Source organism: Fusibacter sp. 3D3 (genome assembly GCF_001748365.1).
Taxonomy (GTDB): domain Bacteria; phylum Bacillota; class Clostridia; order Peptostreptococcales; family Acidaminobacteraceae; genus Fusibacter_A.
In genome coordinates this window covers 414,073-429,028 of record NZ_BDHH01000002.1, presented here as the reverse complement: position 1 = coordinate 429,028, position 14,956 = coordinate 414,073, and the positions used below count along the sequence as shown (strand labels likewise).

Annotated in this window: 15 protein-coding genes and 1 riboswitch; of the genes, 7 read left to right on the top strand and 8 right to left on the bottom strand. The window is 41.8% G+C overall.

From position 1 onward, the window contains the following. From F3D3_RS03940 to F3D3_RS03925, 4 genes are all read left to right on the top strand, one after another. On the top strand, nucleotides 1-632 hold a 632-nt coding region (locus tag F3D3_RS03940; RefSeq protein WP_139132007.1), incomplete at its 5' end, for a transposase. A gap of 546 nt (nucleotides 633-1,178) precedes the next feature. Beyond that, nucleotides 1,179-2,084 carry a cysteine synthase A gene (gene cysK, locus F3D3_RS03935; RefSeq protein ID WP_069871425.1) on the top strand — a complete coding sequence of 302 codons (906 nt, stop codon included), beginning with the start codon at nucleotides 1,179-1,181 and terminating at the stop codon, nucleotides 2,082-2,084. A 10-nt stretch (nucleotides 2,085-2,094) separates the two neighbouring features. Then, nucleotides 2,095-2,703: a serine O-acetyltransferase EpsC gene (epsC, locus tag F3D3_RS03930; RefSeq protein ID WP_069871384.1), complete on the top strand. Its 609-nt coding sequence runs from the start codon at nucleotides 2,095-2,097 to the stop codon at nucleotides 2,701-2,703. A 479-nt stretch (nucleotides 2,704-3,182) separates the two neighbouring features. Further along, nucleotides 3,183-3,941: an ATP-binding protein gene (locus tag F3D3_RS03925; protein ID WP_069871382.1), complete on the top strand. Its 759-nt coding sequence runs from the start codon at nucleotides 3,183-3,185 to the stop codon at nucleotides 3,939-3,941. A 90-nt stretch (nucleotides 3,942-4,031) separates the two neighbouring features. Here the strand turns inward: F3D3_RS03925 and ung are convergent, their stop codons facing one another. From ung to thiC, 6 genes are all read right to left on the bottom strand, one after another. Next, nucleotides 4,032-4,703, bottom strand: coding sequence for a uracil-DNA glycosylase (gene ung / locus F3D3_RS03920; protein ID WP_069871381.1), 672 nt, complete (start codon nucleotides 4,701-4,703; stop codon nucleotides 4,032-4,034). 74 nt (nucleotides 4,704-4,777) lie between these two features. Beyond that, nucleotides 4,778-5,392: a thiamine phosphate synthase gene (gene thiE, locus F3D3_RS03915; RefSeq protein WP_069871379.1), complete on the bottom strand. Its 615-nt coding sequence runs from the start codon at nucleotides 5,390-5,392 to the stop codon at nucleotides 4,778-4,780. After that, nucleotides 5,389-6,150, bottom strand: a complete 762-nt coding sequence (locus tag F3D3_RS03910; RefSeq protein WP_069871377.1) for a hydroxyethylthiazole kinase — start codon at nucleotides 6,148-6,150, stop codon at nucleotides 5,389-5,391. Before F3D3_RS03910 ends, thiE begins: the two co-directional genes overlap by 4 nt. A 10-nt stretch (nucleotides 6,151-6,160) precedes the next feature. Next, nucleotides 6,161-6,973: a hydroxymethylpyrimidine/phosphomethylpyrimidine kinase gene (locus F3D3_RS03905; RefSeq protein WP_069871376.1), complete on the bottom strand. Its 813-nt coding sequence runs from the start codon at nucleotides 6,971-6,973 to the stop codon at nucleotides 6,161-6,163. Next, on the bottom strand, nucleotides 6,960-7,460 hold the full coding sequence (thiW, locus tag F3D3_RS03900) for an energy coupling factor transporter S component ThiW (RefSeq protein ID WP_069871374.1): 501 nt from the start codon (nucleotides 7,458-7,460) through the stop codon (nucleotides 6,960-6,962). Before thiW ends, F3D3_RS03905 begins: the two co-directional genes overlap by 14 nt. Before the next feature lie 25 nt (nucleotides 7,461-7,485). Continuing rightward, the gene (gene thiC / locus F3D3_RS03895; RefSeq protein ID WP_069871372.1) at nucleotides 7,486-8,802 is read right to left on the bottom strand and encodes a phosphomethylpyrimidine synthase ThiC; all 1,317 of its coding nucleotides are present in this window, start codon (nucleotides 8,800-8,802) and stop codon (nucleotides 7,486-7,488) included. A gap of 131 nt (nucleotides 8,803-8,933) precedes the next feature. Then, a riboswitch (TPP riboswitch) is annotated at nucleotides 8,934-9,043 on the bottom strand. Between the two features lie 96 nt (nucleotides 9,044-9,139). Between thiC and F3D3_RS03890 the strand changes: the two genes are divergently transcribed. Then, nucleotides 9,140-9,673 (top strand): GNAT family N-acetyltransferase, encoded by a 534-nt coding sequence (locus F3D3_RS03890; protein ID WP_069871371.1) that lies wholly within the window; start codon nucleotides 9,140-9,142, stop codon nucleotides 9,671-9,673. Here F3D3_RS03890 and F3D3_RS03885 read toward each other — a convergent pair. Next, a complete protein-coding gene (locus tag F3D3_RS03885; RefSeq protein WP_069871369.1) occupies nucleotides 9,654-10,559 on the bottom strand; it encodes a PhzF family phenazine biosynthesis protein in 906 nt (301 codons plus the stop codon). The genes F3D3_RS03890 and F3D3_RS03885 overlap by 20 nt on opposite strands. After that, complete coding sequence (locus tag F3D3_RS03880) at nucleotides 10,546-11,097, bottom strand: Holliday junction resolvase RecU (protein ID WP_069871367.1); 552 nt, start codon at nucleotides 11,095-11,097, stop codon at nucleotides 10,546-10,548. Before F3D3_RS03880 ends, F3D3_RS03885 begins: the two co-directional genes overlap by 14 nt. Nucleotides 11,098-11,971: 874 nt before the next feature. Here F3D3_RS03880 and F3D3_RS03875 point away from each other — a divergent pair. Together F3D3_RS03875 and F3D3_RS03870 are read left to right on the top strand one after the other, a co-directional pair. Continuing rightward, nucleotides 11,972-12,205, top strand: a complete 234-nt coding sequence (locus F3D3_RS03875; protein WP_069871366.1) for a glutaredoxin family protein — start codon at nucleotides 11,972-11,974, stop codon at nucleotides 12,203-12,205. 201 nt (nucleotides 12,206-12,406) lie between these two features. Next, a complete protein-coding gene (locus F3D3_RS03870; protein WP_175438281.1) occupies nucleotides 12,407-14,899 on the top strand; it encodes an FAD-dependent oxidoreductase in 2,493 nt (830 codons plus the stop codon). Nucleotides 14,900-14,956: the final 57 nt, after the last annotated feature.

Here is a 14,956-nt window from a genome sequence, read left to right as displayed (position 1 = left end):
ATGCTAAGCTTAGAGGACGCGGCTATAGCAGAGCTGAGGAGATTATGAAATATGCCCTCAAAAGTGTTGGCATGAAGGATGGCACTGATGCCAGTAGAATGGCTGTAAAGTGGTTTGTCGAAAGAATTATAGAACTAGACGAACAACTTTCAGAGGTAGAGGAACAACTGAATCAAAAATGCATGGAAATTCCACACGCTGAGAACATCCTTGAAATATCAGGGATAGGAAGTAATACACTTTCTGGAATATTGGCAGAGATGGGCGATATATCGCGGTTTGATGATGTAAAGGAAATACAAAAGCTGAGTGGCTTAGGACTTGTGGCGTGTAGCTCAGGTAAGCACAAAGGGAGAACCAAGATTAGTCATAGAGGACGCAAACGGCTGAGATATTGGTTATTCCAGGCTGCTAAGTGTGTAGTGGTCCATTCGGATGAGTTCAAAGAACTTCATGCGTACTATACGACGAGGCTTGAGAATCCACTTAAAAAGATGCAGTCGCTGATAGCCATTGCTTGCAAGGTACTTCGTGTGATATACACAATGCTTACAAACGGCACGGTGTATGACCCTAAGAAGTTGAAAGCGGATATAAAGAGACCGACTAAACTGAAAGCAGTTGCTGCATAACAGAAACAAGAAAATAGTATTGTCAATCCAGACCCTTGCTGGGATTCAGAAAATCTGGATTCGAGCAGGGTTCTGGAAAGCAACCCGATTGAGATGAAGTCGCTATAAGTGCTTTATCAGCAATATGACTAACTGAGAGAATCAAGGTATAGCGTCCACTGAATATCAGATCCTTGAAGATCAAATTGGTCAGTAAAATCAAAATCTAAAAAACAAGAGCTGTAGCTGGCAGTAGTTATTTCCTTAGGGCAAGACCCTGTTAGAAAGCTTAGCCGGCACTCAGTGTATGAACAGGTGGGACGAAGGAAGTTGGGACATGATCCCATTAGACACGGAAGGTTCACCATCATAGCTAAACAGAGGAATCACGGCCTTTATAGAGTATTACAAGCGGATGCTTATTAAGCTGTACCCATTTTAGCTATTCAGTACATGATATCATGACTGTTCTACACTTTTAGCTCTGGTTAGCGAGGTAACTATTTAAACCAAAGCCTTAAAAATCAATGATTTTAGGCTTGACAATATAGGAAGGATATGAATAAAATGATTAAATCAAATGTAAGAGCACTTGTGGGCAACACACCAATCGTTAAACTTGAAAAAATAACAACAGAGGATATGGCGGCGGTTTATGTTAAACTTGAAGGATTTAATGTCACAGGCAGCGTTAAAGTAAGACCCGCACTCGGCATGATAGAAGGGGCAGAAAAACGAGGCGATTTAAAACCCGGAATGGTCATTGTGGAGCCAACCAGTGGTAATACAGGCATTGCACTTGCTTATATCGGCAAAATGAAAGGCTATGATGTGAAAATTGTCATGCCGGATACTATGAGTGTGGAAAGGCGCAATATTATAAAGGCATATGGTGCTGAACTCATCTTAACAGATGGCACAAAGGGCATGAGCGGTGCCATTCAAGAAGCGACTTTAATGGCAGAAGATGCAAATGTGTATATGCCTCAGCAGTTCAACAATGGCGATAACAGCGCGATTCACTATGAGACAACAGGTGTTGAAATCATTCGGGACTTTGACGCTTTAGATGCTTTCGTCGCAACCGTAGGCACGGGCGGAACCATCACGGGTGTGGGTAAACGCCTAAAAGAACACTATGCATCGCTTGAAGTATTTGCGGTGGAGCCTGTAGAATCGTCAGTGCTTTCAGGGGATAAGCCAGGGCCTCATAAGATTCAAGGGATTGGTGCAGGCTTTGTGCCAGACGTTTTAGAAATAAATGTCTACAATGAAGTGTTAAAAGTGAGCAGTGAAGATGCTTTCAAAATGACTAAAAGACTCATGGAGGAAGAGGGTTTATTTCTAGGAATCTCGTCTGGAGCGGCAGTTGTTGCAGCCCTTGAAATTGCATTAAGACTTGGAAAAGGTAAAAAAGTGTTGACACTATCGCCAGATGGCGGTGAGAAATACATTTCGAATAACGTATTTTAGGAGGTAGCTGATGTTTTCAAGAATAAAGCGTCATTTGGACAATATATTGAATAGTGACCCAGCGGCAAGAAGCTATTTAGAAGTGATGCTGCTATATCCATCCGTACACGCAGTGGCAGCTTATAGAGCATCCCATTTTTTATATGAACACAAACTCTTTTTTATGGCAAGATTAATTTCCCAAACCTCCAGGCTTTTCACAGGTATAGAGATTCATCCAGGGGCAACTATCGGTCATGCGCTTTTTATAGATCACGGCATGGGTGTGGTTGTTGGCGAAACCACAATCATAGGCGACTATGTGACCATATATCAAGGTGCAACTTTAGGCGGTACAGGGAAAGATACTGGAAAGAGACATCCAACGATAGGAGATCGCGTTGTGATCGGTGCTGGTGCTAAAATATTAGGACCGATCCATATAGCAGCGGGCAGTAAAGTGGGTGCAGGCTCTGTGGTCCTAAAGGATACCAAAACAGAATCCACAGCAGTGGGCATTCCCGCTAGAGTCATCGGCGGCGTCGATCGCGCTATCATTCCGATTGAAACTATAAGAATAAAACGAGAGCAATACAATCAAACTGAAAAACATGAAATTTATAATGATATGAGCATATAACCCGTGGGAAGAAGCTAGAGCTTCTTCCCAAATCAGTGGCTGAACTGCCACTGATTGCAAGCTGACAAGCTTGCAGACGGGTTACGAAGGTAGCGGAGCGGACTGAGTATTCTCAGGAGCGAGTATGTATCTGTAGTCAAAACGTGCTACGAAGGGCCCAAATCAGTGGCTGAACTGCCACTGATTGCAAGCTGACAAGCTTGCAGACGGGTTACGAAGGTAGCGGAGCGGACTGAGTATTCTCAGGAGCGAGTATGTATCTGTAGTCAAAACGTGCTACGAAGGGCCCAAATCAGTGGCTGAACTGCCACTGATTGCAAGCTGACAAGCTTGTGAACGGGTTACGAAGGTAGCGGAGCGGACTGAGTATTCTCAGGAGCGAGTATGTATATTTAGTCAAAACGTAACATATGTTACATACTATAAGCGCAGCCCCCTTTATAATAAGGGTATAAATCAAAGAGGATCAGGAGGCGCAAATGAAAAGAAATGTCATTGAGATAAATGAAGAAAAATGTGTAGGTTGTGGATTATGTGCAGGGGCTTGTATGCAAGGCGCAATTGAAATTATAGACGGCAAAGCGAAACTTGTGAGCGAGTCGTACTGTGATGGACTAGGGATGTGTTTGCCTAAGTGTCCTGTGGATGCGATTCATGTGGTGGAAAAAGAGACGGATCAATTTGATCCCTCAAGGAAAAATATTAAAGCCAAATCAAATGAGGCCTCTGATAAAAAGAACCTTGAACCTTTAGCATGTGGTTGTCCAGGAACTGCTTCGAAATCCATTCAGAGAACTGCACAAATAGAATCCCTTGGCGTGTTGACTTCGCAACAGGTAAAGCATGAACCTGTTGCATCGATTGGCTTGATTGGATCTGAACTCATGCAGTGGCCAGTGCAACTTAGACTTGTGAGTCCAAATGCACCTTATTTTAAAGATGCAGATTTGCTTATTGCAGCAGATTGTACGGCTTTTGCGTATGGTGATTTCCACAGAGATTTCATCAAGGGCAAAGTCACTGTAATCGGATGTCCAAAACTGGATGATAACCAGTACAATACGGATAAAATTGCACAGATCCTTTCTGAAAATGATATCAAAAGTATCACAGTAGTGCGAATGGAAGTACCTTGCTGTGGGGGGATGATTCAAGCTGTAAGACAAGCCATGCTCAAAGCACAGTGTATTGTGCCTTATACGGAAGTGACCATTTCATCAGAGGGTAGGGTCCTTTAATCCTTTTTTGAAGACATTATTAACAGAGAAAATCACCCGCAAAGAGGGGCTAACCGAAAGGGTTTGTCATCTCTTTAGGGGTGATTTTTTTTATACGATCTGCCAATCTATAGGCGTGAGTCCGCGACTTTCTAAAAACGCATTTGCCTGCGAAAAATGGCCACACCCTAGAAAACCTCTGTGTGCGGACAAGGGACTTGGATGTGTTGACTTTAGAATGAGGTGTTGAGGATTTGTGATCCGGTTGATCTTAGCTTGTGCAGGATTGCCCCAGAGCATAAAGATAATAGGGTCTTCACGTTTGTTCAATAAAGAAATCACTTCATCTGTGAAGGTTTCCCATCCTCTATTGCGATGCGAATTGGCTTCGCCAGCACGAACGGTTAAAACCGTGTTGAGCAGCAAGACCCCCTGTTCCGCCCAGGAGATCAGATTGCCATGTGTTGGGATTTTACAGCCGAGATCACGTGCCAGTTCTTTATAGATATTTACCAGCGAAGGTGGCGTCTTAACCCCTTTTAAAACCGAAAAACAGAGTCCGTGAGCTTGGCCAGCACCATGGTAGGGATCTTGCCCTAGGATGACCACTTTCACATCCTTGTAAGCTGTTAATCGAAACGCATTATAGAGATCCTCTTTTAATGGATAAATCGTCTGTGTTTTATACTCATGGATTAAAAACTGCCTCAAATTTTGATAGTAATCTTTTTCAAATTCTAGAGATAGCAAATCTTTCCAGTCGTTTTCTAATATTTTCTTCATAGAAACCCCTTTACAATGATCGTTTATGTGTGTTTTTATTATAGCATATCCCTTAGACTTTGAAAAAAGACATCTTAAAGCATTTTAAAATGTTTTACTACATCGACGGGGTCAGCATTTGAAAAAACCGCGTCAGACACTGCAAAACCATCCACGTATTCCCATATAGAAGCCGTAGTATTTTCAGGGGTTAAGCCACCGATCCCAAAGATGGGAATTGTAACAGCACTTCGGATTGCTTTGAGTGTCTCTATAGATATCAATTTGGCGTTGTTCTTTGTGGAAGACTGATAAAAGGCACCTACACCGAGATAGTCCGCTCCAGCGTTTTCACACAAAGCAGCGCGTTCGGGTGTTTTAGCGGTGGCACCTATGATCAAATTAGGACGACCAAGCCGCCTCACGTATTTCACAGGCAAATCCTCTTCGCCAAGATGTATGCCCTGAGCATCGGTTAGGGTAACCACATCAAGTCTATCGTTGATGATCAAAGGCACCTCAAATAAATGACAGAGCATAGACAACTGATGGATTTCATCAAGTGCCTGTTCCCAGGGCATTGATTTTTGACGATATTGAAGATAATCAATCCCTAGGGGCATGACTTTTTTCAAAATTTTAAGCTGTCGATCAAAGGGGCTTGCGTTGGTGATCAAGTAGAGTTTTTTTGTATTCATATTAGTATTCATAATAGAACCTCTATTTCAGATAATTCGGAGATTAAATCTATTTTAAATTGGCCTAACCTATTATTAGATGAGTATTCTGCTTTGATAGATGCCTCTTTATAGGCTTTACATAAATTTTTAATTTGAGAGACCATCGGAAGTGGCTTGTGTTCCGAAGTTTGAGGCTGTGGTTGCGTTGCAAGGCAGACGCCAAATAATCCTGAAAGTACACAACCCGTTCCAGAAACTTTTGGCAATAGACAAGACCCCCCCGATATCGTCATGATGTGACCATTTTGACCTATATAATCAGTAGCGCCTGTTGCAACCATAATGGCCTTGGGATACATTTTAGAAACCGTTTGAATAAGCTCTAGGGTCATAGGCTTTGAAGCCTCGAAAGATTCTGAATGTAATGTTGAGTCCAAAGCAGAAATTTCATCATAGTGTCCTTTTATAACCGCAAACTCATACTGATTTAGAAGTTCTAATGCAAAACGCTTTCGATAAGCGCTAAAATGGATGCCAACCAGATCGACGACCATTGGAACGCCATGATGACTTGCTTCAGAACATGCAGTGTGGATCACCTTTTGTTTTTCTAAGCTGACCATGCCCAGATTGATCACCGAAGCATTGATTTTAGCGTAGATAGAGGCGTATTCTTCTGGCGTTTCTGACATGATAGGAGAAGCCCCAACTGCAGTGATTGTATCTGCAACGAATTGCCTTGTGACGTCATTGGTGATGACGTGAATGATTTTTTTTGAGGACATCATAAGTGTAAGGTCACCTCCATTTGTTGATGGCACCATAGTTATTGCCAAGGTGCACAGGATCAGAAAGCCCTGAAAACAGATAAGCTTTGGCCTTTCTGATGGCTTCTTCTAAGGGATCACCCCTCAAAACATAGGCACAGATGGCTGTAGATAACGTGCATCCGGTCCCGTGGGTGAAAGGGGCTTCAATGTGTGGTGCTGAAAATTTCACAGGGGGTTTGTTTGGCGATTCTATAAAGAAGTCGGTGGCCTCATCAGAAAAATGACCACCTTTTAATAAAAGGGCACAGCCAAGGTCTTTAACAGAGGGTAAGTTCAAAGTGGATTCATAATAGGATGCAATTCGAGTTGGTGGCGCCTCTGAATGTTCTATTTCGAACAATAAGTCGTACTCATCCAAATTGGGTGTTACAAGCGCAAGGAGTGGCATGAGCTCTTGCTTAATGGCTTTGCTGAGATTGTTTTCACCTAAATAAGCTGAATTTGAGGCTTTTAGTACAGGGTCTAGCAGTATAAAGGGCAGCTTATGTTTGTATTTTTTTAAGAGGAGCACAAGGGTTTGCAAAGCTTCTACAGAGCCGATCATGCCGATTTTGACGGCATCAAAGTCAAAACGTGATAAAAGCCCCTCGAGTTGAGAGGCGATGACTTCGCTTGGGAGATCGTATCTGTCGATGACGCCAAGATCATTTTGACTTGTAACAGAGGTTGTCACCGTCATCGGATAAACACCAAGTGAAAAGGCTGTGAGACAGTCAGATTGTATCCCCGCGCCGGATGTGGGATCTGATCCAGCAATGATTAATAATTTAGGCTTTTTCATGAGGCACCTTGAGCAGCGGCGTATAAGAAAGTGCTTTTAACATGGCATAGGCGATTAGACTTCCCGCAATTGTACTGAGCATAAAAGGTGCTACGAAAAAGAAGGCCCCTTTGTCGATGCCGAGCAAGCTTTTCGCAATGGGATAAGAAAGGAGTGCACCCAATACGCCTGTGCCAAAGACTTCGCCCAAAAGTGCAAAGTGCATTTTATGGGTTTTATGAAAGAGTATACCCGCAAGTAATGCGCCGATCATACTGCCTGGGAAGGCTAAAAGGCTGCCTGTGCCCATAATGTTTCTCAGAAGTGAAATGCAAAAGGCGTTGCCGATCGCCCATACTGGGCCAAGTAACACGGCGGATACCACATTGATCAAATGCTGTATGGGGAATGCTTTTGCGACGCCAATAGGGATATAGAAGAGTGAACCTGTTACCACACCAAGTGCGATCAATACGCCCGAGTACGTTAATTTTTGAGTTGATTTCATCAGAATACCTCCGTTATGTTCGTCATTATGCTCTTAAAATGTTGAGATCTTCACCGTTTAAAACTTTGTTAAGTGTTCTCACAGCACACATTTTACCGCACATGGTACACGTTTTTTCATCTTCTGGATTTGTACCTTTTCGGTAAAGACGCGCTTTTTCAGGGTCAAGGGCAAGTTCAAACATTTTATCCCAGTCCAGTTGCTGACGTGCATGACTCATTGCATTATCCCATGCTTTTGCATTTTTCACTTTTTTACCGATATCACCCGCATGTGCGGCAATTTTAGAAGCCATTATGCCTTCCACCATATCTTCAAGTGTAGGGAGTCTTAAATGTTCTGCCGGTGTAACATAACAGAGGAAATCAGCGCCTTTACTGGCTGCTATGGCTCCGCCTATTGCGGCAGTGATGTGATCATACCCTGGCGCGACATCCGTTACCAGTGGGCCTAATACATAGAAGGGTGCACCATGACATAATTTCTTTTCAAGGATGACATTGGCTTCAATCTCGTCGATGGCCATGTGCCCAGGGCCTTCAATCATGACCTGTACGTTTTTAGCCCATGCTCTTTGAGTGAGTTCACCTAAGATGAGCAGTTCTTGGATTTGGCTGGCATCAGTGGCATCTGCAAGTCCTCCTGGTCTCATGGCATCACCAAGACTCAATGTCATATCGTATTTTGCACAGATATCCAGTAGAGCATCGAAGTATTCAAAGAATGGGTTTTCTCTATTGTTAAGTCTCATCCAAGCGAACATCAGTGAGCCCCCCCTGGAGACGATGTTCATAAGGCGTGGATTGTTTATAAAGGTCTTTGCAGTATATTGATTGATGCCCGCGTGGATTGTAACGAAGTCCACACCATCTTTGCCGTGTTGCTCGACCACTTCTAAAAATTCATGCGCTTCGATGTCTTTGAGTTCTTTGTCGTAAAAACCCAGTGCGTCATATACGGGAACTGTTCCGATCATTGCAGAGGAAAAGCCGATGAGATCGGTTCTGAATTCACGCGTTTTGCCGTAATTGCTCAGATCCATGATCCCTTCAACCCCGAGTTCAATGGCTTTTTTTGCTTTTGAAATTTCTACAGCATAATCATTTGAATCTTTTGAGATGCCTAAGTTGACATTGATTTTGGTTTTTAAACCTTCACCAACACCCATAGGGGTAAGTGCGGTGTGATTAATATTAGCGGGGATGACAATTCTACCTTTCGCCATAAGTGCCATGAGTGCTTCAATTTCAATGCCTTCATAGGCAGCCACCTTTTGCATTTCAGGTGTTGCGATCCTTTTTTTTGCAGCATCCATTTGTGTGGTATAACCTCTGTTGCTCATAGTGCCTCCTTTTTATAATGAGTCTTTTAGGGTTAGAGGGTTGTTCAACTTTTGACTTTTGACACTCTAACGATTTATACAAAAAAATAAAAAGCATCGACCGCAGTCAATGCTTGTTGTGCCTCTTTAAATAAGAGATCTGCAAGCTTTCCTACGCCAGTATTATCTGGATCAGGTACGAGGATAAAAGAATGGGTTCTTTTTCTCAGCTGCCCGTTTAGCAGCACTCCTAGCTAAAATATTCATTTGATACCAACATTAAAACATATTCTACAGTATAAATCAATCCCAAAGCATGTTAAAATTAATTAACGATACATAAATGAGGTGAAAGCATATGATTATTACAGAGACAGAAAGATTGATTCTTAGAACTTGGACGCTTGAGGATGTGCCTTATGGCGTCGCACTTTGGGGTAACCCAGAAGTCATTAAACACATCGGCCTTGCCACACCTATGTCACGTGAAGCCGTTTTAGAATCCATTAAAAAGGGCATCGATCATCAGATCAAAAAGGGTTACCAGCACTGGGCGGTTACACTAAAGAGTAGCGGTGATATTATCGGTGCTTGTGGTTTTAATGCTTTTCATCAAGTTAGAGAACAGGAGAGTTCCATCGAATTGGTTTTTCACTTTTTGCCTGATGCATGGGGAAATGGTTATGCCACAGAGGCTGCTGAAGCCTGTCTCAATTATGCACATGAGCACATAAAAATCGACCGAATCATTGCGGGTGTTGAAGGCGGCAATATCAGGTCGATTAAAATATTAGATAAGCTAGGATTTCACTACATGGGACTCATTTATTTTGAAGATTCGAAAAAATTTGAACCCATGTACGAGTTTAGGCTTACACCTCAACGTCTATAGTTTGATCTATTTGAGCACAACCGCCCACCCAAATTTCAGGAGAACTGCTTTCGTGTACATGGCATTTGGTGTGAATTTCACTTGTGAGCCCCATGCTTTCGCCTTGAAGGATTTTGAGCTCTAAGGATTTCATTTTACCAAATCCATTGAGCCGAATATGGTGATAGAGATACCCTGTAAGAGCGCCATTGGATGTGCCCGTTGCAGATTCTTCATCAATGCCATAAAGGGGTGCAAAATTGCGTGCGTAAATTTGATTGTTTTCAGAGGTGAAAGCATGAACACCGACCACATTTTCAGAAGCCGATAATGCGGAGAGCTTTTTAAAATCCACAGATAGCGCATTGAGTTGTGCTCTATTTTTTATGGGCATAAGTATATCTCTGAGCCCAGTATCCCAAATTTCTGCATGCAATTGAATTTGATGAGAATAGGCGTCATAATAACAAGTCATATCTTCGTCAGAAATGGAGAATATCGCACTCAATGTCTCTTTAGAGAGTTCGGATAGGGATTCCCCTTTAGGCGTTGTTTGAGCCATATAGATCATACTTGAGCCCTCTTCAATTTCGATTTTAAGGAGGCCTGCTTTAGTCTTTTGAACGAGATAGCGCTTAGGCAGAAGGTGCAAAGTGTTGAGGACATGAAATGCAGCAATCGTCGCATGTCCGCAAAGTGGCACTTCTTCTGTAGGTGTAAAAAAAGTCACGGAAAAATCTTCACGCTCTCCATCGGACTTTAAAACGAAAGCCGTTTCCGAGTAGCCTAGAGCTTTAGCAATCTTTTGTTTAGAGACATCATCAAGAGGGGTATCTAATAAGACAACACCCGCTGGATTGCCGCCATTTCCATGATGTGTAAAACTGTTTACTTTATAAGCTTTCATTTTCTGGACCTCCTAAAGTTTCGGTTTTGTATTTGACGTATTCATTGAGCGTTGGCATATAATTTAAAATAGAACCGCCACGCTCGCGTTTGATTTCAAATCGCGCTATCATTGATTTATAAGGAATTGAACGTCTTTTGTCAGATGAGACATAGTTTCTAATGATCTCATAGGGCACTAAATAAAAGGTGTCGTTGAACTTAAAATGAACAATAATAAAAGCAAGTCCACCTTGACCTTCTATATCTGCCATGTATTCGATTTGATGTGCGTGTATATTGTTGAGCGGTAAGCTTTTAAGATTGGTTTCTTTAGTGTCAAAGGCCACACAGACCCCTTGTATGATCCCTAGAAAGTCCACCGTTGATTTTTTTTCAAAAAAGGCTTTGGTGATCATTCCCATATCATCAATGGCAACCACCTTTATAGGGGTACTAATTTTATCGATTCTGCAGAGTTTGAGTTGATGATAGTATTGGTGAGTCATATCGAGTAAATCTTCAAGAGCATCTCCACGATGACCTCTAGTTCGCCACATTTTTACCTCCTAATATTACTACATCTATCATACCTTTAGACTTATTAAAAATCAACTTGTGAATAATGGGATAATGCCTGTGGATAAAATTGTGGATAATGTGCATAACCGAACTTTATGATTTTCGTCATGAGATCAAAGCGGTGTTTGATTGCCTAAAAAGGGGTAACATATGAATAAAAAGCAGGCTAATGTTAAGAAACGTTCGTTTAAACTTTACAGCAAGTTAACAAAGCGTAAATTCATCACAAAACTTCGACAATTCTAATTTTTTAATGGCGAAGACGGTATTGTGGAAAAACTGTGTATAACCCTTGAGGAGATGTCCCCCACTTTGAGAAGTGGGGGTTCATATTCCTAATTCAGTGGGAGTCCAAACTCCCACTGAATGCAATCCGATAGGATTGTGCAAGTGTTACGAAGGTAGCGAAGCGGACTGAGTATACGCTTTGATCCCGTTCACAAAAATGATACACATTTTAAGGTTGACAAGTAAATGGGAGAAGGGTATCATTAAGGTAAACCACCCCCTAACAGGGGGAATGATTGGAGGCTATGATGAAAATCACAGTCACAGACAAAGCCGTACAAAAATTTAAAGGCGAGATTCTTAAAAAAGAAAATAATGGATTTCGTATCAGTATCAGAGGCATAGGATGAGGTGGTCCAGTCTTTGACATTGTTCAGGATGAACAATATGAAAATGATTATATTGAAATTATTGAGGGTATAAAGGTTTTGGTAAGTCAGGAAAACGTCGAAAAATTCGGCGGGTTCGAGATTGATTATTCAAGTTTCATACTGACACGCGGCTTTTATATCAGAGCACTTAGATATGGCTCTAGGTGTTAAATAAGATTTGGAGGATAACATTATGAGCAAAAAAGTAGTCGTATTTTCTAGTAATACATGTGGTTATTGTACTATGGCAAAAGAATATTTAACTGAAAAAGGTGTTGCATACGAAGAAAGAAACGTCTCTGACGACATTGAAGCGAGAAAAGAATTGATGTCTAAAGGCTTCATGGGCGTTCCAGTAATCTATGTGGAAGACGAAGTGATTCAAGGCTTTAATAAAGCAAAATTAGATGAACTTTTAGGACTCTAATCACTTTAAAAGGGTCCTAAGGGGCTCTTTTTTATTTTTTTTAAATTTGACCCCCCTGGCGTAGGATCGGGGAGATGTTCAACTTCGCAACGATTTGTTATATTTATCACAATCTATGATACGGAAGGTCACGAAGGTAGCGAAGTGGACAGCGTATACGCTTTGGTACTCAAACGGGTTAATAACTTAATTTGGAGGTTTATTATGAAGAAGATTTTAATTGTTGGTGGCGTAGCAGGTGGCGCGAGTACTGCTGCAAGAATGAGAAGAATGGATGAAAATGCGGCAATTATCATGTTTGAAAGAGGAGAATACATTTCTTTTGCAAACTGTGGATTACCTTACTATATCGGTGGAGCCATCGAAGAGAGAAGTGCGCTTCTAGTGCAGACACCGGAAGGTATGAAGGCACGGTTTAACATCGATGTCAGAGTTCAAAATGAAGTGCTTTCAATTGATCGTGAAAAGAAGACCGTTTCGGTAAATGATATTGCAAATAATAGAAAGTACGAAGAGTCCTATGATGTACTCGTGCTTTCACCGGGATCAACACCACTTAAACCGCCTATTCCAGGCATAGATGCTCCAAATATCTTTACACTTTGGAACATTCCAGATGTAGATCGAATCAAATCTTATGTGGACCATACCAAACCTCAAAAAGCTGTGGTTATCGGGGGTGGGTTTATTGGACTTGAAATGGCAGAAAACCTTCATGATCGTGGTATGGAAGTATCCGTTGTTGAAATGGCAGATCAAGTTATGGCACCAGTTGATTTTGAAATGGCACAAATCGTTCACCGCCATATGAAACAAAAGAAAGTCAATCTATATCTTGGAGATGGTGTTCAGTCTTTCGAATATCATAATGGCCTCACAAAAGTAAAACTTCAGAGTGGCAAAATTGTGGAAGCGGACATCGTTATGCTCTCTATTGGTGTGAGACCTCAAAGTGAGCTCGCCAAAGCAGCAGGTCTAGAAATGAATAGCCGTGGCGGGATTGTTGTAAGTGATAAACTCCTCACCTCTGATCCAAACATCTATGCCATAGGAGATGCTGTGGAAGTGGTTGACTTTATAAGTGGTCAAAAGACGATGATTCCTCTAGCGGGCCCTGCTAATAAACAAGGCCGAATCTGTGCAGATAATATAGCGGGTAAAAACGTTTCCTATAAAGGGACTCAAGGGACCTCCGTTGCAAAAGTATTTGATTTAACCGTATCTTCAACAGGCGTTAATGAAAAGAGTTTGAAACGTGATGGCAAAGTCTACGGCAAAGATTACTACACGACAATTATTCATCCGGGTTCACATGCGGGTTACTATCCGGGTTCAATTCCGATGACTTTGAAATTAATCTTTGGCATGGATGGCAAGGTACTTGGTGCTCAAAACATCGGCTATGACGGTGTGGAAAAGCGAATTGATGTTATCGCAACTGCAATTCGCTTTGGCGCTACTGTTTTTGATTTAACAGAACTTGAGCTCGCATATGCGCCGCCTTATTCGTCAGCGAAAGATCCTGTCAACATGGCTGGATTTGTGGGCGAGAATATCTTAAAGGGTATAACAAAACCATTTCAATGGCATGAATTTGAAAACATTGGCTCGGATGTGGTCATTTTAGATGTTAGGGCCCCACTTGAAAGAGATATGGGGTACATTGAAAACTCCATTAACATTCCAGTGGATGATCTCAGAACGAGAATGATTGAGCTGGATAAGTCGAAGAAAATAGTCGTCTATTGTGCAGTGGGCATTCGGGGCTATGCAGCGGCCCGAATGTTAGAACAAAATGGATTTGATAAAGTCTACAATTTAATGGGGGGTTACACAACTTATTCGGTTGTATTCTGCCAAGATGATGCCTCTAAGTGCGGCGGGACATTACTCGGTGAGGATGTTCACGTGTCAGAGTTTGGAGATGTTGAAGATTTGGAAGAGATTTCAGCTGCAAATGCTGAAACGATTAAACTCAACGCCTGTGGACTTCAATGTCCTGGACCAATCATGCAGGTTCATAAGTCCATTGAACTTATGAATTCTGGAGATATCTTAGAGGTAAAAGCAACAGACCCCGGTTTTATGAACGATATCGGCGTATGGTGCGAAAAGACAGGTAATACACTTATTGATTCAGGTAAAGAAGATAAAGCGTTTTTTGCACGCATTAGAAAAGGCAAAAAGAAAGCAGTCACCCATGGCAATACAGAAGTTGTGGCTAAAGATGATAAAACCATGGTTGTGTTCAGTGGAGATCTTGATAAGGCAATTGCAACGATGATTATTGCAAATGGGGCGGCATCCATGGGTAAAAAAGTCACTTTATTCTTCACTTTCTGGGGACTCAATATACTGAGAAAATCTGAAAAGGTTTCGGTTAAAAAGGATTTTATCAGTAAAATGTTCAGCGCCATGATGCCAAGAGGCACGACAAAACTTAAACTTTCTAAAATGCACATGATGGGCATGGGCTCAAGTATGATCCGCATGGTCATGAAGAAACACAATGTAGATTCCATAGAAGATATGCTCAAAATGGCTCAAGAAAATGGCGTTAGAATGGTGGCTTGTAACATGAGTATGGACCTCATGGGCATCACTGCAGAAGAGTTAATTGATGGTGTTGAATTTGGTGGTGTGGCTTCGATGTTAGGTGCGGCAGAAGATTCTAATATGAGTTTGTTTATCTAATTTTGACAAAGTAGGAGAATCTGTTATAATAATTTCTATGAATAATGAGATGGAGGA